The organism is Nonomuraea sp. NPDC049152, from assembly GCF_040648355.1.
Classification (GTDB): Bacteria; Actinomycetota; Actinomycetes; order Streptosporangiales; family Streptosporangiaceae; genus Nonomuraea.
The window spans coordinates 169,414-190,115 of record NZ_JBEZDO010000007.1; the positions used below are offsets into that span (position 1 = coordinate 169,414).

22 protein-coding genes and 3 pseudogenes are annotated in these 20,702 nt (G+C 72.1%); 14 read left to right on the forward strand and 11 right to left on the reverse strand.

Going from position 1 to position 20,702, the window contains the following annotated elements; genetic code table 11:
* The first annotated feature begins 3 nt into the window (after positions 1-3).
* On the forward strand, positions 4-954 hold the full coding sequence (locus AB0B45_RS15725) for a sulfotransferase (RefSeq protein WP_358130694.1): 951 nt from the start codon (positions 4-6) through the stop codon (positions 952-954).
* On the opposite strand, the gene AB0B45_RS15730 is transcribed toward AB0B45_RS15725, so the two are convergent.
* Positions 955-1,866, reverse strand: a complete 912-nt coding sequence (locus AB0B45_RS15730; RefSeq protein ID WP_358130697.1) for a hypothetical protein — start codon at positions 1,864-1,866, stop codon at positions 955-957. It abuts the gene before it with no gap.
* Positions 1,867-1,988: 122 nt separating this feature from the next.
* Here AB0B45_RS15730 and AB0B45_RS15735 point away from each other — a divergent pair, with 122 nt between their 5' ends.
* The 5 genes from AB0B45_RS15735 to AB0B45_RS15755 all read left to right on the forward strand — a co-directional run bounded on the left by AB0B45_RS15735 (position 1,989) and on the right by AB0B45_RS15755 (position 5,961).
* Positions 1,989-2,069 (forward strand): putative leader peptide, encoded by an 81-nt coding sequence (locus tag AB0B45_RS15735; RefSeq protein WP_358131088.1) that lies wholly within the window; start codon positions 1,989-1,991, stop codon positions 2,067-2,069.
* 60 nt (positions 2,070-2,129) lie between these two features.
* A complete protein-coding gene (locus AB0B45_RS15740; RefSeq protein WP_358130699.1) occupies positions 2,130-3,089 on the forward strand; it encodes a TauD/TfdA family dioxygenase in 960 nt (319 codons plus the stop codon).
* A 108-nt stretch (positions 3,090-3,197) separates the two neighbouring features.
* Positions 3,198-3,329: a hypothetical protein gene (locus AB0B45_RS15745; RefSeq protein ID WP_358130701.1), complete on the forward strand. Its 132-nt coding sequence runs from the start codon at positions 3,198-3,200 to the stop codon at positions 3,327-3,329.
* 40 nt (positions 3,330-3,369) lie between these two features.
* Positions 3,370-3,627, forward strand: a complete 258-nt coding sequence (locus AB0B45_RS15750; protein WP_358130703.1) for a hypothetical protein — start codon at positions 3,370-3,372, stop codon at positions 3,625-3,627.
* Positions 3,628-3,711: 84 nt separating this feature from the next.
* The gene (locus AB0B45_RS15755) at positions 3,712-5,961 is read left to right on the forward strand and encodes an MMPL family transporter (RefSeq protein ID WP_358130706.1); all 2,250 of its coding nucleotides are present in this window, start codon (positions 3,712-3,714) and stop codon (positions 5,959-5,961) included.
* On the opposite strand, the pseudogene AB0B45_RS15760 reads toward AB0B45_RS15755, so the two are convergent.
* A pseudogene (locus AB0B45_RS15760) lies at positions 5,933-6,667 on the reverse strand (SRPBCC family protein); the annotation flags it as partial. The gene AB0B45_RS15755 and the pseudogene AB0B45_RS15760 overlap by 29 nt on opposite strands.
* Entirely contained in the window at positions 6,660-7,217 is a 558-nt protein-coding gene (locus AB0B45_RS15765) for a helix-turn-helix domain-containing protein (protein WP_358130708.1), read from the reverse strand. The gene AB0B45_RS15765 and the pseudogene AB0B45_RS15760, both read right to left, overlap by 8 nt.
* A gap of 62 nt (positions 7,218-7,279) precedes the next feature.
* On the opposite strand from AB0B45_RS15765, the gene AB0B45_RS15770 reads away from it, so the two are divergent.
* Entirely contained in the window at positions 7,280-8,047 is a 768-nt protein-coding gene (locus AB0B45_RS15770; RefSeq protein ID WP_358130710.1) for an NAD(P)-dependent oxidoreductase, read from the forward strand.
* Between the two features lie 41 nt (positions 8,048-8,088).
* On the opposite strand, the gene AB0B45_RS15775 is transcribed toward AB0B45_RS15770, so the two are convergent.
* Positions 8,089-8,346 carry a serine hydrolase gene (locus AB0B45_RS15775; protein ID WP_358130712.1) on the reverse strand — a complete coding sequence of 86 codons (258 nt, stop codon included), beginning with the start codon at positions 8,344-8,346 and terminating at the stop codon, positions 8,089-8,091.
* Between the two features lie 214 nt (positions 8,347-8,560).
* On the opposite strand from AB0B45_RS15775, the gene AB0B45_RS15780 reads away from it, so the two are divergent.
* Complete coding sequence (locus AB0B45_RS15780) at positions 8,561-9,310, forward strand: hypothetical protein (protein WP_358130715.1); 750 nt, start codon at positions 8,561-8,563, stop codon at positions 9,308-9,310.
* Positions 9,307-10,020, forward strand: coding sequence for a hypothetical protein (locus AB0B45_RS15785; RefSeq protein WP_358130718.1), 714 nt, complete (start codon positions 9,307-9,309; stop codon positions 10,018-10,020). Before AB0B45_RS15780 ends, AB0B45_RS15785 begins: the two co-directional genes overlap by 4 nt.
* Here the strand turns inward: AB0B45_RS15785 and AB0B45_RS15790 are convergent.
* The gene (locus AB0B45_RS15790) at positions 10,013-10,930 is read right to left on the reverse strand and encodes a zinc-binding dehydrogenase (RefSeq protein ID WP_358130720.1); all 918 of its coding nucleotides are present in this window, start codon (positions 10,928-10,930) and stop codon (positions 10,013-10,015) included. The genes AB0B45_RS15785 and AB0B45_RS15790 overlap by 8 nt on opposite strands.
* A gap of 79 nt (positions 10,931-11,009) precedes the next feature.
* Here AB0B45_RS15790 and AB0B45_RS15795 point away from each other — a divergent pair, with 79 nt between their 5' ends.
* The 4 genes from AB0B45_RS15795 to AB0B45_RS15810 all read left to right on the forward strand — a co-directional run bounded on the left by AB0B45_RS15795 (position 11,010) and on the right by AB0B45_RS15810 (position 17,302).
* Positions 11,010-12,083: a winged helix DNA-binding domain-containing protein gene (locus tag AB0B45_RS15795; RefSeq protein ID WP_358130723.1), complete on the forward strand. Its 1,074-nt coding sequence runs from the start codon at positions 11,010-11,012 to the stop codon at positions 12,081-12,083.
* A 36-nt stretch (positions 12,084-12,119) separates the two neighbouring features.
* Positions 12,120-13,376 carry an FAD-dependent oxidoreductase gene (locus tag AB0B45_RS15800; RefSeq protein ID WP_358130724.1) on the forward strand — a complete coding sequence of 419 codons (1,257 nt, stop codon included), beginning with the start codon at positions 12,120-12,122 and terminating at the stop codon, positions 13,374-13,376.
* A gap of 94 nt (positions 13,377-13,470) precedes the next feature.
* On the forward strand, positions 13,471-14,613 hold the full coding sequence (locus AB0B45_RS15805; RefSeq protein ID WP_358130727.1) for an amidohydrolase family protein: 1,143 nt from the start codon (positions 13,471-13,473) through the stop codon (positions 14,611-14,613).
* A gap of 28 nt (positions 14,614-14,641) precedes the next feature.
* Positions 14,642-17,302: a BTAD domain-containing putative transcriptional regulator gene (locus AB0B45_RS15810; protein ID WP_358130729.1), complete on the forward strand. Its 2,661-nt coding sequence runs from the start codon at positions 14,642-14,644 to the stop codon at positions 17,300-17,302.
* A 163-nt stretch (positions 17,303-17,465) separates the two neighbouring features.
* Here AB0B45_RS15810 and AB0B45_RS15815 read toward each other — a convergent pair.
* The 3 genes and pseudogenes from AB0B45_RS15815 to AB0B45_RS15825 all read right to left on the reverse strand — a co-directional run.
* Positions 17,466-17,603 (reverse strand): annotated as a pseudogene (locus AB0B45_RS15815) (FAD-dependent monooxygenase); the annotation flags it as partial.
* Positions 17,604-17,708: 105 nt separating this feature from the next.
* A pseudogene (locus tag AB0B45_RS15820) lies at positions 17,709-18,023 on the reverse strand (FAD-dependent monooxygenase); the annotation flags it as partial.
* A gap of 14 nt (positions 18,024-18,037) precedes the next feature.
* Positions 18,038-18,277 carry an FAD-dependent monooxygenase gene (locus AB0B45_RS15825; protein WP_358130731.1) on the reverse strand — a complete coding sequence of 80 codons (240 nt, stop codon included), beginning with the start codon at positions 18,275-18,277 and terminating at the stop codon, positions 18,038-18,040.
* Between the two features lie 65 nt (positions 18,278-18,342).
* Between AB0B45_RS15825 and AB0B45_RS15830 the strand changes: the two genes are divergently transcribed.
* Complete coding sequence (locus tag AB0B45_RS15830; protein WP_358130734.1) at positions 18,343-18,840, forward strand: isochorismatase family protein; 498 nt, start codon at positions 18,343-18,345, stop codon at positions 18,838-18,840.
* 319 nt (positions 18,841-19,159) lie between these two features.
* Here AB0B45_RS15830 and AB0B45_RS15835 read toward each other — a convergent pair whose 3' ends face one another.
* The 3 genes from AB0B45_RS15835 to AB0B45_RS15845 all read right to left on the reverse strand — a co-directional run bounded on the left by AB0B45_RS15835 (position 19,160) and on the right by AB0B45_RS15845 (position 20,686).
* Positions 19,160-19,678 carry a hypothetical protein gene (locus AB0B45_RS15835; RefSeq protein ID WP_358130737.1) on the reverse strand — a complete coding sequence of 173 codons (519 nt, stop codon included), beginning with the start codon at positions 19,676-19,678 and terminating at the stop codon, positions 19,160-19,162.
* A 181-nt stretch (positions 19,679-19,859) separates the two neighbouring features.
* Positions 19,860-20,186 carry a hypothetical protein gene (locus AB0B45_RS15840; RefSeq protein WP_358130740.1) on the reverse strand — a complete coding sequence of 109 codons (327 nt, stop codon included), beginning with the start codon at positions 20,184-20,186 and terminating at the stop codon, positions 19,860-19,862.
* The gene (locus AB0B45_RS15845) at positions 20,180-20,686 is read right to left on the reverse strand and encodes a hypothetical protein (RefSeq protein ID WP_358130744.1); all 507 of its coding nucleotides are present in this window, start codon (positions 20,684-20,686) and stop codon (positions 20,180-20,182) included. The genes AB0B45_RS15840 and AB0B45_RS15845 overlap by 7 nt, the downstream gene beginning before the upstream one ends.
* Positions 20,687-20,702: the final 16 nt, after the last annotated feature.

Consider the following 20,702-nt stretch of genomic DNA (forward strand, 5'->3'; position numbering starts at 1 on the left):
GTCATGAGCCTGCCGGACTTCCTCGTCATCGGCGCCCCGAAGACCGGGACGACCGCGCTGCACACCGCGCTGCAGGGCCATCCCGGCCTCTTCCTGTCCACGGTGAAGGAGCCCAAGCACTTCCTGACGGACGGGCCGCCGCCTGCCAGGGGCGGCCCCGGCGACGCGGAGACCTACCGCGAGCACGTCTGGCGGCGCGAGGACTACGAGGCCCTGTTCGCCGCGGCGCCCTCGGGCACGCTGCGCGGCGAGTCGACGCCCTTCTACCTGTACGACCTGGACGCCCAGCGGCGCATCCGCGCCGCCATCCCGCACGCGAGGCTCATCGTGATCCTGCGCGATCCCGTCGAGCGGGCCCACTCCAACTGGACGCACCTGTGGTCGGCGGGCCTCGAACCGGTCGGCGACGTGGTGCGCGCGTGCGTGGAGGAGGAGCGGCGGATCGCCGCGGGCTGGGCGCACTTCTGGCATTACATCGGCCTCGGCAGGTACGGCGAGCAGCTTTCGCACCTGTTCACGCTCTTCCCCCGCGACCAGGTGCTGACCTTCCGTTACCGGGACCTCGTCGACAGACCGGCCGAGACACTCGACCTGATCTGCGGCTTCCTCGGGGTCCGCCGCGGCCTGCTAACGGAGGTGCCCAGGGAGAACGTGACCGCCCATCCTGAGGCGAGCTCCAGGCACACGCTGCTGTCGGCGTTCAGGCGGCTGCTGCCGGCGACGCTGGCCGAGCCGCTGGAGCACAGGCTCCAGCAGCGTGGCAGGGCGCGCCGCCCGCTCACGTGGGAGCAGCGGCGCGAGCTCATCCCCTACTTCGCCGACGACGTCGCGCTGCTCCAGCGGGTGACGGGCGACGACTTCAGCGACTGGCTCAGGCCGCGCGAACGCTCGGGCGGCCTGGTCGGCACCCGGCCCGACGGACAGCGTCAGGCCAGGAACGGGAGGGCGACGTGATCAGCGCAGCTCGGTGAGCAGCTCGTGGGAGCCGTCCGGCCTGGTGAACTCGTAGTACATCCGGGTGCGTCCGTCGGGCAGGTCCACCAGGTCGAGGTAGCGCAGGCCGCCGCCGGCGTGCGGTGAGGCGGCGACCGGCAGGGTGCCCACGGGGGTCAGCGCGGCAGGGTCGCCTCCCTCGGCGATGCCCGTCCGCTCCTCGTAGTTCTCCGCCGCGCTCGCGCGCCCGTCGTAGAAGGCCCGCACCTCGTCGCCGGTGAAGCGGACGGCGCTGATCCTGACGCCGCGGCCGTCCCACGCGCCAGGACGGCCGCTGAGCGCGGTGCCGTGCCACGTCCATTCCAGGCCGTCGTGGCTGGTGGCGTAGTCGGTGACCATCCTGTCCTCCTCGCCTGGATCGGCCAGCGGGTGGCACGAGGCCCACAGGTGCCAGGTCCCGCCGTGCCGTACGATCACCGGGTCCTTAACCCCCGTCTTGGGGTCGCCGGGCAGGACGGTCGTGCGGGAGCGCGGGTCGAATCCCGTCGGATCGGCGGCCTCGAGCACCTCCACCCTCCAGTGCTTGGTGCCGGGGGTGGCGCAGCTCAGATACAGCCGCCAACCGCCCTCGGGCAGGCGCACCAGGGCGGGCCGTTCCAGCGACTCGGCGTCCATCTGCTCGCGGGTGATCGTGGTGAGCGTCTCGAAGCGCTCGCCGTCCGCGGATCGGGCGACGACGACCGCGTAGCCGCGGCCCTCTCGCACCGGGCGCCTGAGCCGGTAGGCGAGATAGATCACCCCGTCGCAGGCGGCGGCGCTGGGCGCGCCCGCCCAGTGCCCCTCTCCCGCGACAGGGGGCGCCACCGCGACCGCAGCGCGGCCGGGAGCGGGTACCAGCTTCTCAATACGGCGTGCGTCCTCGTCGATCGACATGTGCTCGACGTTAGGCCTCGATACGGGGCTCGGCATGGCCTTTCACCTTCTCTTGGCTCGCGGCACAGAGTTTCATGTATTTCCTATTGACTTCATGGGGAATATAGCCGAGTGTCAAGGGTGTGATCCACAGCGAGCTTCTGGTCGCTCGCCTCCACGTCGATCTCATGCGGCAGGCGAGCGCCCTCTGTGCCAGGCGGTGACCTCGGGTCCCGCCCCCCTTCTCCCCGGTACACACCGTCGTACGCCCATGGAGGCCCGTCATGCCATCGACCACGTCCACCCTCGACATCCGCCGCGTCGCCGGACACATCGGCGCCGAGATCACCGGAGTCGACCTGTCCCATCAGCTCGACCCGTCCACGGTCGAGGAGATCAGGCAGGCCCTGCTCGCCCACAAGGTCGTGTTCTTCCGCGGACAGACCCTCGACCACGCCGCCCAGATCGACTTCGCCCGCCAGTTCGGCGCGCTCACCCACGCCCACCCGCACGAGGACGCGCCACCGGAGGAGTTCCCCCAGATCCTCACCATCGACCCGCGCCGCTACGAGGAGCGCTACGGGCCCGACTACCGAGAGCTGTACCGCAGGCGCCAGTACTCGTACTACTCGGGCTGGCACACCGACGTCACCGCCGCCGTCAACCCGCCCGCCGCCTCGATCCTGCGCGCGGAGACAGTGCCCGCGTTCGGCGGCGACACCCAGTGGACCAACCTGGTGGCCGCCTACGAGGGGCTGTCCGAGCCGCTCAGGGCCTTCGTCGACGGGCTCAGGGCCGAGCACCGCTTCCTCGCAGGCTACCGGCCCACCGACGAGGACGGGAAACTGGTCAAGCGGATCAACGACAACCTGCTCGTCTCGATCCACCCCGTGGTCAGGGTGCACCCCGAGACCGGGGAGAGGGCGCTGTTCGTCAATCCCGGCTTCACCGACCACATCGTCGGCCTGTCCGCCCAGGAGAGCCGCCGGATCCTGGAGCTGTTGTACGAGCAGATCACCAGGCCCGAGTACACGGTCCGCTTCCGCTGGCAGCCGGGCAGCCTGGCCTTCTGGGACAACAGGGCGACCGCGCACCTGGCGCCCTCCGACCTGGACCACCTCGACGTCCAGCGCACGCTGCACCGCGTCACGCTGATCGGCGACCGGCCCGTCGGCCCCGACGGGTTCGTCTCCGAGATCGTCGCAGGCCGCGAGTTCACCGCCGAGTCCCTCGTCGTCGCCTGACGGGCCGACTCCTCACGGGGCGGGGCGTTGGGAGGCGCCCCGCCCCCGGCACGGGCGGGACGCAGGCCCGCGCCCCGCCCGCTCACCCCCCGCAGAAAGGCGCATCCCATGAGCGAGCGAGAGACGACCGAGGGCGAGAGCCGCGCCGCCCTCAACGAGGACTGGGCCGCCACGATCGCAGGCCTCGCCCTCCTCCTGCTGGTCATCGCAGGAGTGATCCCGACGGGACTGATCCCGTGATGAGCACCACCCGCACCTCCCCCACGACCGCCACCTGGGTGTGGCCCGCGCCGGCGCCACCTGGTACCTCTCCTCCGTCCCCGCCGCCGAGGGCAAGGCGGTCATCGGCGTCGCCAACGACCTGCGGGTGTGGTTCCTCATCCTGGCCTTCGTCAGCATCGGGCTGGAGTTCCGCGTGGCCTCGCTGCGGGAGGCGGGCTGGCGTCCTGTCGGCGTGTTCGCCGCGGCCACCGTGGTGAACGTGGCGGTCGCGCTGGGGCTCGCCGTCCTGCTGTTCAGCGGCTTCAGCGCCGGTTAGACCGCTCGCGGAGCGTTGACAAATACGAGCAGACACTTGTATTACTCGAGACACGAGCAGTCTATCGTGTTTTGGGAGTGAGTCGTGGGTGCTCTTCTCGTACGGCGCCGCCGCCTCGTCATGCTGCTGTCCCTGCTGACCACGCTGGTCATGGGCGCGCTGGCGACGGGGACGGTGAACGCCCTGTCGCTCGCCAGGTTCGAGGCGCCGGGCTCGGAGTCCGACAGGGCGGGGGCGGAGCTGGCCGAGCGGTTCGGCACCGGAAGCGTGGACCTGATCCTGCTCGTCACGGCCGTCAGCGGGAAGGTCGACGACCCGGCCGTGGCCGCCGCGGGACGGGAGCTGACCAGGCGGGTGGCCGCGTTCGACGGGGTGGCGGAGGCGGCCTCCTACTGGACCCGCGGCAACCCCGCCACACTGCGCGACGAGGAGGGCAGGCGGGCGCTGGTCGTGGCCCGCATCCCCGGCGACGCGAACGTGGTCCGCTCGCGGATCCTGCCCGCCCTGGTGCCCGAGGTCACCAGGGGCGACGAGGTGATCTCGGTGCGGTCGGGCGGTGGCGAGGAGGTGTTCAGGCAGACGGTCCCGCAGGCCAGGCAGGACTTCGTGCGAGCCGAGCTGATCATCTTTCCGTTGGTCTTCGTGCTGCTGTGGGCCTACTCGCGCAGGGTGCTCGGGGCGCTGCTGCCGATCATGGTCGGCCTCTTCGCGATGGTGACGACGCTCGCGTTGCTGCGCGGCGTGCTGCGCTTCGCCGACGTCTCGACGTTCGCGCTGAACATCACGCTGGCCATGGGGCTGGCGCTGGGCATCGACTACTCGCTGTTCGTGATGGCCCGCTTCCGCGAGGAGGTACGGCAGGGCCGCTCCCACCACGACGCCGTCGTGGCGAGCGTCGCCAGGGCGGGCCGTACGGTGGTCTTCAGCGGGATGACGGTGGCGGCCTCGCTGGCGGTGCTGCTGGCGCTGCCCTTCGACTTCCTGCGCTCCTTCGCCTACGCGGGCATCGCGGTGGTCATCGGCGGGGTGGTCGGCGCGGTGGTGGTGCTGCCCGCCGTACTGGCCGCTGTGGGCGGGCGGGTGATCCCGCGCCGCGACAGGGGCGAGCGCGCCGTCGGCTTCTGGCACGCGGTGGCGGGCAGGGTGATGCGCAGGCCCGTCCTGTACGGCAGCGCCGCCACGCTCGTGCTGCTCCTGCTCGGCTCGCCGTTCCTCGGACTGAACTTCGGCGTGGCCGACGACAGGATCCTGCCGCCGAGCGCTCCCGCCAGGCAGACCCAGGAGATCATCAGAGCCGACTTCCCCGCCGAGGAGACCGACGCCCTCCAGGTGGTGTCCACCGGCCCGGCCACCGGCGTCGCGGACTACGCGGCCGCGCTGTCACGCCTCGAAGGCGTCGCGCAGGTCGACTCGGCGGCCGGCTCCTACGTCAGAGGGTCGCGCGCGGGCGACGGCGACCCCGCCAGGTTCCGCGGCGGCGAGGGGACCTGGCTGTCGGTCGTGCCCACCGCCGAGCAGATGGAGGGCGACCCGATCGAGCTGGTCTCGCGGGTGCGCGCCGCGCCCGCGCCGTTCGAGGTGCTGGTGGGCGGCTACCCGGCCGAGCTCGCCGACTACCGCGCCTCCATCGTGGACCGGCTGCCGCTGCTGATCGGGCTGATGTTCGCGGTCACGTTCGTGGTGCTCTTCCTGATGACCGGCAGCGTGCTGATCCCGCTGAAGGCGACGGTGCTGAACCTGCTGAGCATGGCGGTGATGTTCGGCGCGATCGTCTGGGTCTACCAGGAGGGCAACCTGTCGGGCCTGCTCGGGTTCACCCCGACGGGAAGCATCGACCCGAGCATCCCGATCCTGATGTTCTGCATCGCCTACGGGCTGTCGATGGACTACGAGGTCTTCCTGATCTCCAGGATCAGGGAGGAGTACGCCAGGACCGGCGACACCATCGCCGCGGTCGCGACAGGACTGCAGCGCGGCGCGCCCCTCATCACCGCGGCGGGGGCCATCCTCGCGCTGTCGTTCGCCGTCTACGCGACCGCGGGAGTGGTGTTCGTGCAGATGATCGGGGTCGGGATGGCGGTGGCGATCCTCGTGGACTCCACGATCATCAGGGCCGTCATGGTGCCCGCGTTCATGCGGCTGGCCGGGGCGGCCAACTGGTGGGCGCCCCGGCCGTTGCGCCGCATGCACGCTGCGATCACGCGGCCTCGACCCAGATCGGACGCCAGTCGGGCAGTTCGTGGAAGCGACGCAGCTCCGCCAGACCCGACAGCCAGCCGCCCCACGCCGCGTGCGGCGGGCGAGCCTCGTCGAAGCCCGACTGGACGAACGTGAGCCTCGTCTTGCCCCCGGACTCGGCCAGCTCCCAGCTGGAGATGCCGGCCGAGCCCCAGTCGACCGTCATCGCGCGGCCCTCGACCAGGTCGATGACCTTGGCAGGCTCCGGATTGGCGTCGAAGCCGCCCATGGCCCAGCGACCGCCGACGAAGGGCTCGATCTCGATGCGGTAGCCGAACCAGCGGGTGGCCTCCTCCGAGTCGATCAGCGAACGGTAGACGGCGGGCATGGGGGCGTCGATGAGGATCTCCTCCCGCATGGTGGCCGAGGTGAAGTCGACCTTGGGCGTGAGCTCGCGGCCCTCGACGTGGTCGACGAGGTTGGCCAGGGACAGGCACCAGAACGTCTGCAGGGCGCCCCTGATGCTGGCCCCCGTGATGACGTCCTGGAAGTCGAAGTGGCTCTGCTTCAGGGTGACGATCGTCGAGTCGGGGCTCTCCTCGTCGACGGAGAGCTCGGTCGTGGTGGCCTCGCCGTCGAGCGTCCATTCCAGTCGCAGGCTGTGGTCGTCGGCGTGGAGCACGCGCTGGTGCGGCGCGTCGCCCTCGGGGGTGTGGCGGCCCCAGAACTCGAAGCGATGCGGCAGGTCGACCTCGGCGTGCTCGGCGAGCCACGTGCGCAGCGACTCGGGGTCGGTCAGCGCGTGCCACACCTGCTTGGCGGGGGCGGCGACGCGGACACGGAGGATCATCGGCTCAGTCATCGTTCTCTCCCTTGGGATAGCAGGCCACGGCCAGCTTGAAGGCGTCGCCCTCGGCGCCGCCGTATCGGGTGAAGAGGTCCTGCAGCGTGTCACGCAGGTCGTTCATGAACTCCTGGCGCCGCTCCTGCGGCACCCTGATCTCGCCGGAGACGCCGATGGACGGCAGCTCGGGCCGGTTGCGGTCCAGCGCGGCGATGTCGGCCTGCACCTCCTCCATCAGGTCGAGGAGGTAGCCGAGCGACAGCTCGTCCTGCGTCTTCCTCAGGCCGATGCGTCCGACCAGGCGGGGTGAGAGCCAGTAGGAGCGGGCAGTGGCCTGATAGATGCCTTCGCTGATGCCGCGCACCTTGCGCTCGGACACCTGCTCGACCAGCCCCGCCTCCACCAGCTTCTTGACGTGGTAGTAGACGCGTTGCGGGGTCTGGGAGAGCTGGGCGGCGACCTCGGTGCAGGTGCGCGGCTCGGCCAGTCGCCGCAGCACCTCGATGCGCTGCGGCTTGAGCAGAGCCTCGGCCTGCTCGATCTGTTCAAGGTACAGGACGTCTCTCATCGCAAAAACAGTGTTGTACGTAAAAACTATGTTTGTCAATGGCCTGATGGCAGACTCCGCGCATGGACACCGTGGTAATGACAGGGGCGGCAGGGCTGGTGGGCACGGCGGTGCGCGAGGGGCTGCGGGAGGTGGCGGCCAGGCTGGTGCTGGTCGACCGCAGGCCGCTCACCCAGGAGACGCCAGGCGAGGAGGTACGGCAGGCCGTCCTCGACAGCGTGGAGACCGTGACCGGACTCGTCGAAGGCGCCGACGCGATCGTCCACCTGGCGGGCGTGCCCGACGAGGCCCCGCTGCCCGACCTGCTGGAGGGCAACGTGCTGGGCACCCACCACGTTCTCGAGGCCGCCAGACGGGCCGGCGTGCCACGGGTCGTGCTGGCCAGCAGCAACCGGCTGACCGGGTGCTACCCCTCCAGCGTGACCGTCTCCCCCGAAATGCCGCCCCGCCCCGACGGCCTGTACGGCGTGAGCAAGGTCGCCGTCGAGGCCCTCGGCAGGCTCTACGCCGACAAGTTCGGCCTGGAGGTCGTCTGCCTGCGCATCGGCAGCCTCGAACCCGAACCCGCCGACGCGCGCCAGCTGTCGACCTGGCTGAGCCCCCGAGACTGCGCCGGCTTCTTCGTCGACGCGCTGACCAGGAAGGACGTCGGCTTCCTCACGCTCTACGCGGTCTCCGCCAACACCCGCAGGTTCTGGGAGCTGAGCGACGGCTACCGGCCGCAGGACGACGCCGAGGCGCACGCCGACCGCCTCGCTCACGAGCGCGGCCCCGACCTCCAGGGCGGCGCCTACGCCGGCCCCGCCTACACCCTGCGCCACCTGGCCTGAGTCCACGAACCCAGGTCGCTCGGCCGGCGACCCCTGGACGGTCAGGAGGGGGTCGTCAAGGCGGCTACGGGCGAGGTCACCTCGCGCAGCTGCTCGGGCGTCAGCAGGCGCACGAGCACGTGGACGACGGTCAAGGTGACGGCCTTGCCGGTGGAGGCGCTGTAGACGGGGGCCGAGGGGGCGAGGCCGCCGGCCGTGGCGTCGACGACGAGCTCGCCGCGCCGGTAGACGGCGATCTGGACGCCGCTCTCCACGCCCGACTCGACCAGAGCGTCTATGGTCTTCTCGACGGGGTTCACGCGGACCGCGCCTCCCGCTCCGTCTCGTCGATCAGCTGGGTGAGTTCGTCGCGCCGCTCCACGGTGAGCGTGTCCCAGGTGTCGGGATTCATGTAGATCATCAGTAGGTATTTCATGCCCCTTGGTCGGAGCGGGGGCCCACATCCTCGACACGCCGCCGACAAATCTTTGCGTGTTCGCGACGTGACACTCGGTAGTCACTAGAGTCGGCCTCATGCTCGCCCTGATTGCCGCCGTGGCGGCCGCCGTCGCCGTGGTCGCGCTCACCGCAGTTCTGTTCAGGAAGCTCGGCACCGAGGACCGTGACCCGGGTGGCCCGTCGACCGGCCACGCGGGCGCGATGCTGTCGGCGCTGTTCCTCCTGGTTTTCGCGATCGCCATCATCGTGCCGTGGACCACGGCCGACGCCGCCCGCCAGAACACCTTCGCCGAGGGCCAGGCGGCGGTGGAGACCTACTGGGCCGCAGGTGACCTGCCCGAGACCGACCAGGCGTGGGTACGGCAGAGCCTGCGCGACTACGTGCAGTTCGTCGTGCGCGACGAGTGGCCGCTGATGGCGGAGGGCCGGATGTCGCCCGAGGGCGGGGCGCGGCTCGACGCGCTGCGGACCAGGGTCGACGAGGCGAAGCTCGACGCCGACGCCAAGGCGCTGGTGCTCGACAAGGTCGAGGAGCTTTCGGCGGCGCGCAGCCGCAGGGCCGCCGACGCGGGCACCACTCCCCCGGAGGGCCTGCTCGAGCTGACCGTGCTGACCGGCGTCGTCGTCATCATCTTCCCGTTCCTCGCGGGAGCCAGGCCGCGCGGCCTGACACTGGTGCCGCTGATGGCGATGGCGGGGATGCTCGGCGTCGGCGTGTACCTGACCTGGGACATCTCGCACGCCTTCGCGGGGGCGCTGGCGGTGGGGCCCGACGCGTTGCAGTCCGTGCTGCAGGAGTTCCAGCGGATCGCGGGGAGCGCGTGAGGGCGGCGGCGCTGCTGGCGGGGGCGCTCCTCTGCCTCGGCGCTGCCCTGCCCGCCGACCCCGAGGCGGCCGCTCTCCTCACCGACCCCGAGGTGGCTGCCCTGTCGGCCGACCCCGAGGCGGCCGCTCTCCTCACCGACCCCGAGGTGGCTGCCCTGTCGGCCGACCCCGAGGTGGCTGCCCTGTCGGCCGACCCCGAGCCGGTTGCTTGGCCCGCCGACCCCGAGGTGGAGGTGAGCACGAGCGACCGTGTGCTCGTGAAGGCGCCTGGCGCAGGTGACGGCGAGATCGAGGTGAGCGTGTCGGTCTCGGTCTGTGTCCGCGTGGTGGATCTGGTGGATCTGGTGGTCCAGGTGGGCGAGGGTCGGTGCCACCCGCCCCGGCCGGAGCCGGCCCCCGAGCCGCCCACGCCCACGCCCGCCGAACCCAAGCCCACGCCGACCCCCGAGCCGACGCCCACGCCGAGCCGGCCGAGGAGCGAGCCGACCAGGCCCGCGCCACGGCCGATCCTGCCCGCGCGGGCGCGACCACCGGTCAAGCCGCCCGAGGTCACGCCGACGCCCGCGCGGACGCCCGTCCCGCGCGTCCGCGCGCTGCCCGAGAAGCCGAAGCCGCAGCGGCGCGACCCGATGCGTTCGGTGCTGTTCCTGGTCGTGCTGACCACGGTGATCGCCTCCACCACCGCGGTCGCGTTCGGCGCGGTCAGATGACCAGCAGGGTCTTTCCCGTGGTCTGGCGGGCCTCGATCGCCCTGTGCGCCGAGGCCGCCTCCTCCAGCGGGTAGGTCTGGCCGATCGTCGGCGACAGCCGTCCCTCCGCGGCCAGTTCAAGCGCCCTGGCCACGAGCCTGCGCAGCTCCCGCGGGCTGGGCGGTCCTCCGCGCTCGATGACGGTGATCGGAAGGCCGTCCGTCCGCGACCACGACCCGCTCGCCATGCCGTACACGCTGGCCCTGCCGCCGGGCCGGAGCGCGGTCAGCGCCTCGGTGCCCACGCCACCGCCGACCCCGTCGAAGACCACGTCGACCTCCAGCGTGCGCGCCCAGCCCTCGGCCGAGTAGTCGACGAAGGAGCCGTGGCGCTCCACGAGCGCGCGCTTGCCGCGCGCGGCCCCGATCACCTCGGCGCCCGAGGCGGCGGCGAGTTGCAGGAGCAGGCCGCCGACACCGCCGCCGGCCGCCAGGACCAGCACCCGCTCGCCCGGTTCGATCTCCGCCTGCTCGTGGAGCATCACCGCGGTGCGGCCGTCGGCGAGCAACGCCACCGCGTCCTTCAGCGCCACCCCTTCCGGCACGGGCACGACGTCAGCGGCGGAGGCCACGGCCAGTGAGGCGTAACCGCCCACGCCGCCGGTCGTCGTCACCACCGTCGTCCCGACCAGGCCCGCGTCGACGCCATCCCCCACGGCCACGATCCTGCCGCCGACGCCGTTGCCCGGCGTGCGGGGCAGGTCGGGCGGCGCGAACGGCCCGGTCCCCGCGCGCACCTGCGTCTCCACGAAGGTGATGCTCGCGAACGCCACCTCCACCAACACCTGCCCCTCGCCGGGCACCGGGTCGTCAACCATGCGCGGCCGCAACACCTCGGGGCCGCCGAACTCGTCCATAACGATCGCTCTCATACCGGCCACTATACGGAGCGATTCGCTCCGCAATGTAATGCGGAACGAAATGTGCCGCGATCGCTCCTACGCTGAGGCCATGAACTGGAACGCCCGCCGCCTCGAACGCCACTTCCCCCAGCAGGGCACCCCCGCCGACGTCGTGGCCGCCATGTGCGGCGCCCACGCGCAGATCCTGTCCGCGGCCGAGCTGTCGGTCAGCCTCCGCCTGCCCGGCACCACCAGGGTGGACGTCCGCGAGGCGCTGTGGACCGAGCGCAGCCTGGTCAAGACGTACGGCCCGCGCGGCACCGTCCACCTGCTCCCCACCGCCGACCTCGCCATGTGGACCGGCGCGCTCTCGTCGCTCCCCGCGGGGCGCGTCGCACTGCTCACCCCCGACCAGATCGAGCAGGTCGTCGAGGCGGTGGGCATCGCGCTCAAGGGCAAGGCGCTCACGATCGACGAACTGGACGAAGCCGTCGTCGCGATCGCCGGACCTTGGGCGGGCGACCGTGTCATGGACGCCTTCCAGACCAAGTGGCCGCGCTGGCGTCAGGCGACGCACCTGGCCGCGCACAGGGGCGTGCTCGCGTTCGGGCCCAACCGCGGCCGCAAGGTCACCTACACCAGCCCAGACGTACGGCCCGCCGACACCGAGACCGCGCAGGCCGAGCTGCTCAAGGCCTACCTCCACTCCTACGGCCCGTCCACGCCCCAGCACTTCGCCAGGTGGCTGTCCGCCCCCGTCACCTGGGCGGCCAAGCTGTTCGACGCAGCCGCCCTGGACCAGGTCGAGGGCGGCTGGGTGAACGAGGGCGACACCGAGGCGCCCGATGAGCCGTCGAGGGGCGTGCGGCTCCTGCCGTACTTCGACGCGTTCGTGGTCGGCTCGCACCCGCGGGAGCAGCTCTTCCCCGGCAGGGCGTGGGACCGCGCGCTGGCGGGCGGACAGGCGGGCAACTACCCGGTGCTGCTGATCGACGGCGTCGTGGCGGGCGTGTGGCACCAGCGCCGCTCCGGCAAGAAGCTCGACGTCACCGTGGAACCGCTCGACGAGCTCACCACGAAGCAGCTGGCCGAGCTCGACCAGCAGGTCGGCAGGGTCGGCGAGATCCTGGAGGCCACTCCCCGCCTGACGATCGGAAAGATCTCGGTCGGACCGCACGCGTAATTGTCACAAACACGAAGGCTGTCCCGTCCTACTGGTATGAGAGCGAAGAAGATCCTGATCATCGGTGGCGGCTACGTCGGCATGTACACCGCGCGGCACCTGCGCAGGACGCTGCGGAAGGGCGAGGCCGAGGTCACCGTGGTCGACCCCAAGGACTACATGACCTACCAGCCTTTCCTCGCCGAGGCCGCGGGCGGCGCGATCGAGCCGCGACACGTCGTCGCCCCGCTGCACAGGGTGTTGAAGGGCGTGCGGGTGCTGACGGGCCGCGTCACCGGCCTCGACCACGACGCGAAGACGGCCGTTTTCGAGCCCGCGAGGGGCCCGGCCCGCACACTCGGCTACGACATCCTGGTCATGGCCACCGGCTCGATCACCCGGACGCTGCCGCTGCCGGGGCTGGCCGAGCACGGCATGGGATTCAAGACGCTCGGCGAGGCCGTCCAGCTGCGCGACCACGTGCTCGCCCAGCTCGACGTCGCCGCCTCGACCGACGACGAGGCCGTACGGCGGGCGGCCCTCGCCTTCGTCGTCGTGGGCGGCGGGTTCGCCGGGGTGGAGGCGCTGGCCGAGCTGCAGGCCATGGCCGAGGACGCGGCGAAGGACCACGGGCTCGACCCTGCCGGGCTGCGCTGGATCCTGGTGGAGGCGACCGGCGGCATCCTGCCAGAGCTCGACGGCCGCCTCGGCGAGTGGACGGTGAAGACGCTGGCGGGGCGCGGCGTCGAGGTACGGCTCGGCACCACCCTCGACTCGGCCGTCGACGGCCACGTCGTGCTCAGCGACGGCACCGAGCTGGACGCCGGCACCCTGGTCTGGGCGGCGGGCGGCAGGCCGAACCCGCTCGCGGCGGCCAGCGGGCTGCCCGTCGACCGGCTCGGCAGGATCGAGGCGACCGCGTTCCTGAACGTGCGCGACGTCAGGCACGCCTTCGCCGCCGGTGACGGCGCGGCGGTGCCGGACCTGACCAGGCCGGGGCGGTTCACCGCGCCCAACGCGCAGCACGCGATGCGGCAGGCCAAGGTGCTGGCGCGCAACGTGGTGGCGGACGTGCGGGGGGAGCCGCTCAGGCCGTACCGGCACGCGTACCTCGGCTCGGTCGCAGGGCTCGGACACCGGCAGGGGGTGGCGCAGATCCACCGGGTACGGCTGACGGGGCTGCTCGGGTGGCTGGCGCACCGCGGCTACCACCTGCTCGTGGTGCCGACGATGGGGCAGCGGGCGCGGGTGCTGGCGGGGTGGCTGCTCTCGGGGCTCTTCCACCGCGAGAACGTCCGCCTCGAAGCCCGGTGACGCCGCACCGGGGCCGGTGCGGGCCGTCCCGCACGCGGGGCGTTGAGTATGGGCTACTCATGACGAGGACCCCACGCGCTGCGACAGTGACGCCATGCCAGCCATACGCGCACGCCGTCTCTTCGACGGCAGGGAACTGCTGGGCGAGCGGGTGGTCCACGTCGAGGACGGCAGGATCACGGCCGTCGCCGACCACGGCGTGGCCGAGCTCGACCTCGGCGATGTCACCCTCCTGCCAGGACTCATCGACTGTCACGTCCACCTGGTGTTCGACGCCAGCGCCGACCCCGTCGCCCACCTGGACGGGGCCTGCGACGAGGAGCTGCTCGACAGGATGCGGGACGCGGCGGCCGCCACGCTCGCCGCGGGCGTCACGACCGTCAGGGACCTGGGCGACCGGAACTTCCTGGCTCTCAGGCTCGCCCAGAAGCTGGGCGTCACCGAGGGTCCCGAGATCCTCGCAGCGGGACCGCCGATCACGACCACGAAGGGCCACTGCTGGTTCCTCGGCGGCGAGGCCGACGGCGTCGACGGAGTGCGCGCGGCCGTCAGAGAGCGGGCACGACGCGGCACGCACGTGGTGAAGATGATGGTCACCGGCGGTGAGATGACACCCGGCACCCACTCCCACGTCCGCCAGTACGGCTTGGCCGAGTTGCGCGCCGCCGTGGAGGAGGCGCACGCCCACGGCCTGCCGATCGCCGCTCACGCGCACGCCGGCGAGGGCATCGCCGACGCGCTCGCGGCCGGGTTCGACACGATCGAGCACTGCTCGTTCCTCACCGAGGACTCCGCCGAGCCCGACCTCGCGGTCATCGCGCGACTGGCCGCCTCCGACGTCATCGTCTCGCTCACCGCGGGCATGGTGCCCGGTGGCCCGCCGCCCCCGGCTGGCATCGCGAAACGGATTCCCGGGGTGATGAGGTCGCTCAGGGCGCTGAACGCGGCGGGAGTGCCGTTCGTGATCGGGAGCGACGCGGGGATCGGGCCGATCAAGCCGCACGGTGTCCTGCCGTACGGGCCGGGGATGCTGGTCGACCTCGGCTACGCGCCGCTCGACACGCTGCGCTCGATCACCTCGCAGGCGGCTCGCGCCTGCCGGGTGGCCGACAGGAAGGGCAGGATCATGGCCGGGTACGACGCGGACCTCCTGGCCGTCGAGGGCGATCCGCTGGCCGACGTGACGGCGCTGCTGCGTCCGGTGGCGGTGTTCAGGATGGGGAGGCGAGTGAGGTGAACGGCGGCCTGCACGTTTAGATGTGCGTATGCGCATCGGGATTCTCGGCCCGCTCCAGGTCTCAGGGGCCGGCGTCTCCGGCACCATGCTGCGCGCGCTGCTGGTCAGGCTGGCCCTCGACCCGGGCCGGGTGGTGACGGCCGAGCGCCTGGTCGACGACCTGTGGCAGGACGATCCGCCCGCGCACCCGACGAGCGCGCTCCAGTCGCTCGTCTCGCGCGCCCGCAGGGAGGCGCCAGGCCTGATCGTCACCCATCCGTCGGGCTACCTGCTCGACGTGCGTGCCGACGACGTGGACGCGTGGCGGTTCGAGCGGCTGGCCCGCGAGGGCGCGGCCGAGGAGGCGCTGTCCCTCTGGCGCGGTACGGCGCTCGCGGACGCCACCGGCATGCCCTTCGCCGTCGCGACCGCCGCCCACCTCGAGGAGCTGCGCCTGGCCACGGTCGCGACGCGGATCGCGGGGGATCTGGCGCGGGGATTCGACATGACGGCCGAGCTGGAGGGGCTGGTCGCCGCGCATCCGCTGCGGGAGCCGTACCACGCGCTGCTGGTGCGGGCGCTGCTGGCGGCGGGCAGGCGCGCGGAGGCGCTGGAGGTGTTCGAGCGGGTCAGGCGGCGGCTGGCCGACGAGCTCGGCATGGACCCAGGACGCGAGCTGCTCGACGCCCACGAGGCGGCGCTGCGCGATTCGCCTGGCTCGTCGCTGCCCGCCCAGCTGACCACCTTCGTCGGGCGGGCGGCGGACGTGGCCAGGGTGCGGGAGCTGCTCGCCGTCGCCAGGCTGGTGACGCTGACGGGCCCCGGCGGCGCGGGGAAGACGCGGCTGGCGATCGAGACCGCGGCCACGCTCAGGGTGCCGGACGGGGTGTGGCTGGTCCCGCTCGCGCCCGTGTCCGACGTGCTGACCGCGCTGTCGAGCGCGATCAAGGCCGCCGATCCCGAGCTGGCGCTGCGCGGCACCTCGCCGGTGATCGTGCTGGACAACTGCGAACACGTGATCGACCAGGCGGCCGACGTGGCGGCGCGGCTGCTGGCCGAGGTTCCCGGGCTGCGGATCATCGCGACCAGCAGGGAGCCGCTGGACGTCACGGGCGAGCACCTGCACACCGTGCCGCCGCTGGACGAGGCCGCCGCTGTCGAGTTGTTCAGGGACCGGGCATCGGCCGCCAGGGCGGGGCTCGACCTGTCGGCCGCGGCGGACATCTGCCGCGAGCTCGACGGCATCCCGCTGGCGATCGAGCTGGCCGCCGCGCGGCTGCGCACCCTGTCGCCCTCGCTGCTGGCCGCGCAGCTCGGCGACCGGTTGTCGCTGCGCGGCAGCCGTACGGCGGAGCCACGGCACCGCACGCTGCGCGCGGTGATCGACTGGAGCTGGGAGCTGCTGTCCCCCGACGAGCGGCGGCTGCTGGCCAGGATGTCGGTGTTCTCCGGCGGGGCCACGTACGAGGCGGTGCAGGAGGTGTGCGGGCCCGGCGTCGAGTCGCTGGTGGACAAGTCGCTGGTCACGGTGGAGGGCGAGCGCTACACCGTACTGGAGACCGTACGCCGTTACGCCGCGGAGAAGCTCGACGACCCTTCGGTCGTGGCGGCCCACGCCCGCTACTACACCGCGCTGGCCGAGCGGGCCGACTCCTTCCTCAGGACGGCCGAGCAACTGGGCTGGCTCGCCGTACTCGACGCCGAGCAGGCCAATCTCGACGCCGCCCTCGACCGCGCCGACGATCCGCTCAGGCTCTTCCTCGCCAGGATCTGGCTGTGGATCATGCGGGGCAGACGGCGCGAGGCCCAGGCATGGGCGGCCAGGATGCCCGCGGCCGACGGTCTCGCCCACGCGCTGTGCGTCGCGATCACCGGTGGCGAGCCGGGCCCCGCGCTGCTGGAGTCGGACCATCCCGCCGCGCTGGCGTGGTGGGGGCTGACCGGCTCGGCCACCGCGCCCGACGACGTCATGGCGAGGGCGCGGGCGTCCCTGGCCAGGCTCGGCGACCACCCCGACCCGTGGACCAGGGCGACCGTGCGGCTGATGGCGGGCGTCGTCGAGTTCGAGTACGGCACGCCGGGCGCGGCCGACTCCCTGCTGACGGCCGCCCTCGACGGCTTCGAGCGGACCGGCGACCGCTGGGGCAAGGCCATGACCCTGACCTGGCTCTCCCACGCCGCGGAGAACCGCGGTGACACCGCCCGCGCGCTGTCCTTCGCCACCGAGTCCGTACGGCACGCCGCGGCGACCGGCGGCATGGAGGCGATCCCCGGCCCCGTGATGCTCAGGGTGCGCCTGGCCCAGCTCCACGCCAGGCTCGGCAGGTTCGGCGAGGCCGAGGCGGCGCTCGACCAGACGCGGGAGGCAGTCGAGTCCGACCCGCTGGCCCGCGCCCGCGTCCTGCATGTCAGGGGCGAGCTGGCGCGCCGCAAGGGCGACCCCGAGGCCGCCGCCCACCTGCTGCGCGAGGCGCTGACGCTCGTGGAAGGGGCGCCACCGCAGCTGGTCGCGCTCATCCACCTGGAGCTGGCGACGGCGTCGGGCTCGCGCGACCACGCGGACGCGGCGCTGGAGCTGACGGCGGGGAGCGACGACAAGACCGTCAGGGCGACCGTGCTGGAAGGCGCGGCCGCGTGGATGTCCGCGTCCGAGGCGGCGGCCATGAGGGCGGAGGCCACGCGGCTACGCGGTCTCGACACCGAGCCGTGACAGGTAGTCACGCACGCCCGCCTCGTCGCCGTCGTAGCCGACGTAGCCGTCGGGCCTGACGAGCAGCACGCCCTCCTGGCCCTCCGGCGGGGGCAGCACGCGCACGGCCGCGCCGTACCGCTCGGAGGTGTCGGCGAGCAGCGTGAACCTGCCGCCGCCGTTGCTCGGCGATCGGCATCCGCTCCTGCTCGTAGCTGTCGAGCAGCGCGTCGGAGCCGACCGACAGCTTCCAGCCGAGGTTGTAGGCGTCCTGCACACCGGTGTTCAGGCCCTGGCCACCGGCGGGTGAGTGGACGTGCGCGGTGAGCTGGAAGACGTCCGTCCCGGGCAGCGGGCACAACGCCACGTGCAGCGTGCGGCTGGCCATGTCGCCCCACAGGTGCCAGTGATCCCTGTCGAGATCGGGCGTCTTCACGTCGGCCAGCAGCATCCGCTCGCTCTCGAACGTCTCACCCGCGAACCCGACGCCCAGCGCCTTGCGCACGGTGCTGCGCCCGCCGTCCGCGCCGACCAGGTAGGCGCACCTGACACGCTCGCCGCCGGCCGGCGTGGCCGTCACCCCCTCCTCGTCCTGCTCGAACCCGGTCACCTCCACCCCGAGCTCCACCTCGTGGCCGAGCTCCGCCAGCCGGTCCCTGAGGATCCGCTCGGTGCGCCACTGCGGCTGCATGACCAGCTCCGGGTACGGCACGCGCTCGCTCGGCTCCTTCGGCTCCTGCATGCGGCCCTCCCAGATCACCTCCCGTCCTTGTAGGAGCGCAGCGGCGGGTAGGCCGCGCCCGTCGCCATGATCTCGTCGATGACGCCCATGTCGTGGAAGACCTCCAGCGTGCGCGGCTGAAGGCCCTTGCCCCGCACCCCCTCGGGGTGGACCGGCGACTTCTCCACGATGCGGAGGTCGACGCCGCGGCGGGCCAGCTCGATCGCGAGGGTCAGTCCTGTCGGCCCCGAGCCGACGATGAGAACGTGTGTCATGCCGATCACGGTGCACCGCGCCGCTGCCATATCGCTGTCATGAACTGATTCGATAAGGTGTTCGTATGCTTCTGCTCATCGACGTCCAGCGGAACATGCTGGAGCCGCCCGTCCCCGTCCCCGCGTGGGAAAGCGTGTCCGCGGCCATCGCCACCCTGCTCGACCGGGCCCGCACGGCGGGCGAGCCCGTGGCGTGGGTCCGCAACAACGGCGGCTCCCGCGACCCTGACGCGCCGGGCACGCCCGGATGGGAGCTGGTCCACCAGCCGGTCGACGGCGAGCCCGTCATCGACAAGGTGCTGCCCGACTCCTTCGCCAACACCGACCTGGGCGACCTCCTGCTGCCTGCCAGCCACCTGGTCGTGGCGGGCATGCAGAGCGAGTGGTGCGTCCGCGAGACCTCGCTCACCGCGCTCGCCCTCGGCCACCAGGTGACGCTCGTCAGCGGGGCTCACGCGACCTACGACGACGGACGGCCCGCGCACGAGATCTCGGCGGAGGTGGAGAAGGAGCTGGCATCGTCCGGCGCCCGGATCGCCCGGGTCGAGGAGATCGCCTTCTGACCGCAAGGGCCTTCCGCGTTGGTCGTCCCGCTGGAGCCACGCGCGGGGAAGGCAGCGGACTTGGCGTCAGGTGAGTAGGTCGGCCAGGTGCTCGGTTGCCAGGACCACCCATGCGGGATCACCGTGGAGGCGGCCCCAGTGCGCGTCCGTCACGGCGCGCCGTCGGCGTCCGCCGCGACCATCACGGCCGCCCTCCAGTGCCCGACCGCTGGTCCTGCAGTATCCAGGCGTGTGGTGAGCGGGGCGCGGACCGAACCCGAAAGCGCGGTGAAGAGCCCTGCCCGCCGGACCGGGCGGGCAGGGCTCGTGGTGTTGAGAGCTACAGCTCGCAGTTGCTCTCGAACTCGCCGGTGCACCGGTCGATGCCGGTGCCGCCGTCGAGGGTGTCGCTGCCGGCCCCGCCGCTCAGGATGTCGTCCCCCGAGCCACCGTTGATCGCGTCGGCCGCGGAGCCGCCGAACAGCCGGTCGAAGCCGCCACCACCGCCGAGCGTGCTCGCGATGTTGGTGTTGTTGCGCACCGCGTCATTGCCGAGCCCGGCCGTGACGACGACGCGCGTGACGCCGGCCGTCGAGCAGCGCACGAGCGCGCCCAACTGCTGACATCCCGCCCCCGCCGTCACCGACACCAGCGTGTCGGTGACGGTCATGGACGACCCGGCGCTCCCGTTGAGGTCGATGCCGTTGGCCTCGGAGCCGGCCCGCACGAAGATCGTGGCGCCGCTCCTCTCGACGTTGACGGGGGCGAACGCGGCCTGCGCGGGAGCGCTGAAAGCCAGCGCGGAACCGCCCACCGCCGCGATTGCCACCAGCGCCTTCACCCATGGTGCACGTGACATTTCTTTCCCTTCCCCTGATGGGTTCGGGCCCCCTGTTCATGTGCATGAGTCATGAGAACAGTCAGGCGGGGGCGGCGTCTCCGTCGTTTTACACAGAAGCGGCCGTGGAAAGGGAATGGAACGGCGAAAGGGAAAAGAAAGAAAGCCGGAAAGGGCACGGAAAGAAGGGGCGGCGAACCCGTCAGCCGCGCTTGGACCTCCAGGTCTTCACGATGTGGCCGGCCAGCCGTACGGCGGCGAGACGGCGCCCCGGAGCGACCAGCAGCGCTCCCCGCCACATCAGCCGGAGTCCGCTCAGCACCTCGGCCTCGCCGTCCGGGCCGAGCGCGATCGCCAGCGGCCTGGCGCACGGCACCACGCCCCGCAGCGAGGGGAACTCCCGCGTCAGGTGCGGGTCGCGGCAGGAGCGGACGAGTACGGGCGGGGCCATCACGCCGGACAAAGCCGACGCGATGGCCGAACATCCGCCGCACCCGCTGTCATAGATGACGACGAGCGCTTTCACCATCCGGCCGTCCACAGGCCGAGCAGCAGGGAGAGGATGGTTCCGACCGCGGTCGCGACGGCCAGCAGTCGCTGGTTGTCGAACCAGAGCTCGGTCCACTCCCCGTCCTCGCTGTGGAAGATGCTCGCCGCCGCCATGATCCAGCGAGCCATGGCGAAGCCCGCCGCGGCCGCCAGCGCGCCGGAGAACGGCACGGCGAGCAGCAGCGACACGAGCACCAGGTGGGGAAGAGCCGAGGGGGAGTACGTGCGCATGCCCGTCCCCATCTCGAACCCGAACTGGACGCCGCCCAGCACCCGCCCGCGGCCGAGCACGTGCTCGGGCACGAGCCGCTTGTTCTCCGGGACCGTCAGCGTGATCAGGCCCGCCTCGCGCAGGAACACGACCCCTGCCAGCAGGGCCAGCAGCCCCAGACGGAGGGACGGCGGCAGCAGCGCCTGGAACACGCCGCCGATCGTCGCGGCGACGACGGCGACGCTCGAAGCGCCGAGAAGCAGGCCCACACCGAAGTAGGCCAAC

Coding starts and splice junctions, on each gene's coding strand:
- AB0B45_RS15725 (WP_358130694.1), top strand. CDS start 4: ATGAGCCTGCCGGACTTCCTCGTCATCGGCGCCCCGAAGACCGGGACG.
- AB0B45_RS15730 (WP_358130697.1), bottom strand. CDS start 1,866: ATGTCGATCGACGAGGACGCACGCCGTATTGAGAAGCTGGTACCCGCT.
- AB0B45_RS15740 (WP_358130699.1), top strand. CDS start 2,130: ATGCCATCGACCACGTCCACCCTCGACATCCGCCGCGTCGCCGGACAC.
- AB0B45_RS15745 (WP_358130701.1), top strand. CDS start 3,198: ATGAGCGAGCGAGAGACGACCGAGGGCGAGAGCCGCGCCGCCCTCAAC.
- AB0B45_RS15765 (WP_358130708.1), bottom strand. CDS start 7,217: ATGAGAGACGTCCTGTACCTTGAACAGATCGAGCAGGCCGAGGCTCTG.
- AB0B45_RS15770 (WP_358130710.1), top strand. CDS start 7,280: ATGGACACCGTGGTAATGACAGGGGCGGCAGGGCTGGTGGGCACGGCG.
- AB0B45_RS15780 (WP_358130715.1), top strand. CDS start 8,561: ATGCTCGCCCTGATTGCCGCCGTGGCGGCCGCCGTCGCCGTGGTCGCG.
- AB0B45_RS15790 (WP_358130720.1), bottom strand. CDS start 10,930: ATGAGAGCGATCGTTATGGACGAGTTCGGCGGCCCCGAGGTGTTGCGG.
- AB0B45_RS15795 (WP_358130723.1), top strand. CDS start 11,010: ATGAACTGGAACGCCCGCCGCCTCGAACGCCACTTCCCCCAGCAGGGC.
- AB0B45_RS15800 (WP_358130724.1), top strand. CDS start 12,120: ATGAGAGCGAAGAAGATCCTGATCATCGGTGGCGGCTACGTCGGCATG.
- AB0B45_RS15805 (WP_358130727.1), top strand. CDS start 13,471: ATGCCAGCCATACGCGCACGCCGTCTCTTCGACGGCAGGGAACTGCTG.
- AB0B45_RS15810 (WP_358130729.1), top strand. CDS start 14,642: ATGCGCATCGGGATTCTCGGCCCGCTCCAGGTCTCAGGGGCCGGCGTC.
- AB0B45_RS15825 (WP_358130731.1), bottom strand. CDS start 18,277: ATGACACACGTTCTCATCGTCGGCTCGGGGCCGACAGGACTGACCCTC.
- AB0B45_RS15830 (WP_358130734.1), top strand. CDS start 18,343: ATGCTTCTGCTCATCGACGTCCAGCGGAACATGCTGGAGCCGCCCGTC.
- AB0B45_RS15835 (WP_358130737.1), bottom strand. CDS start 19,678: ATGTCACGTGCACCATGGGTGAAGGCGCTGGTGGCAATCGCGGCGGTG.
- AB0B45_RS15840 (WP_358130740.1), bottom strand. CDS start 20,186: ATGGTGAAAGCGCTCGTCGTCATCTATGACAGCGGGTGCGGCGGATGT.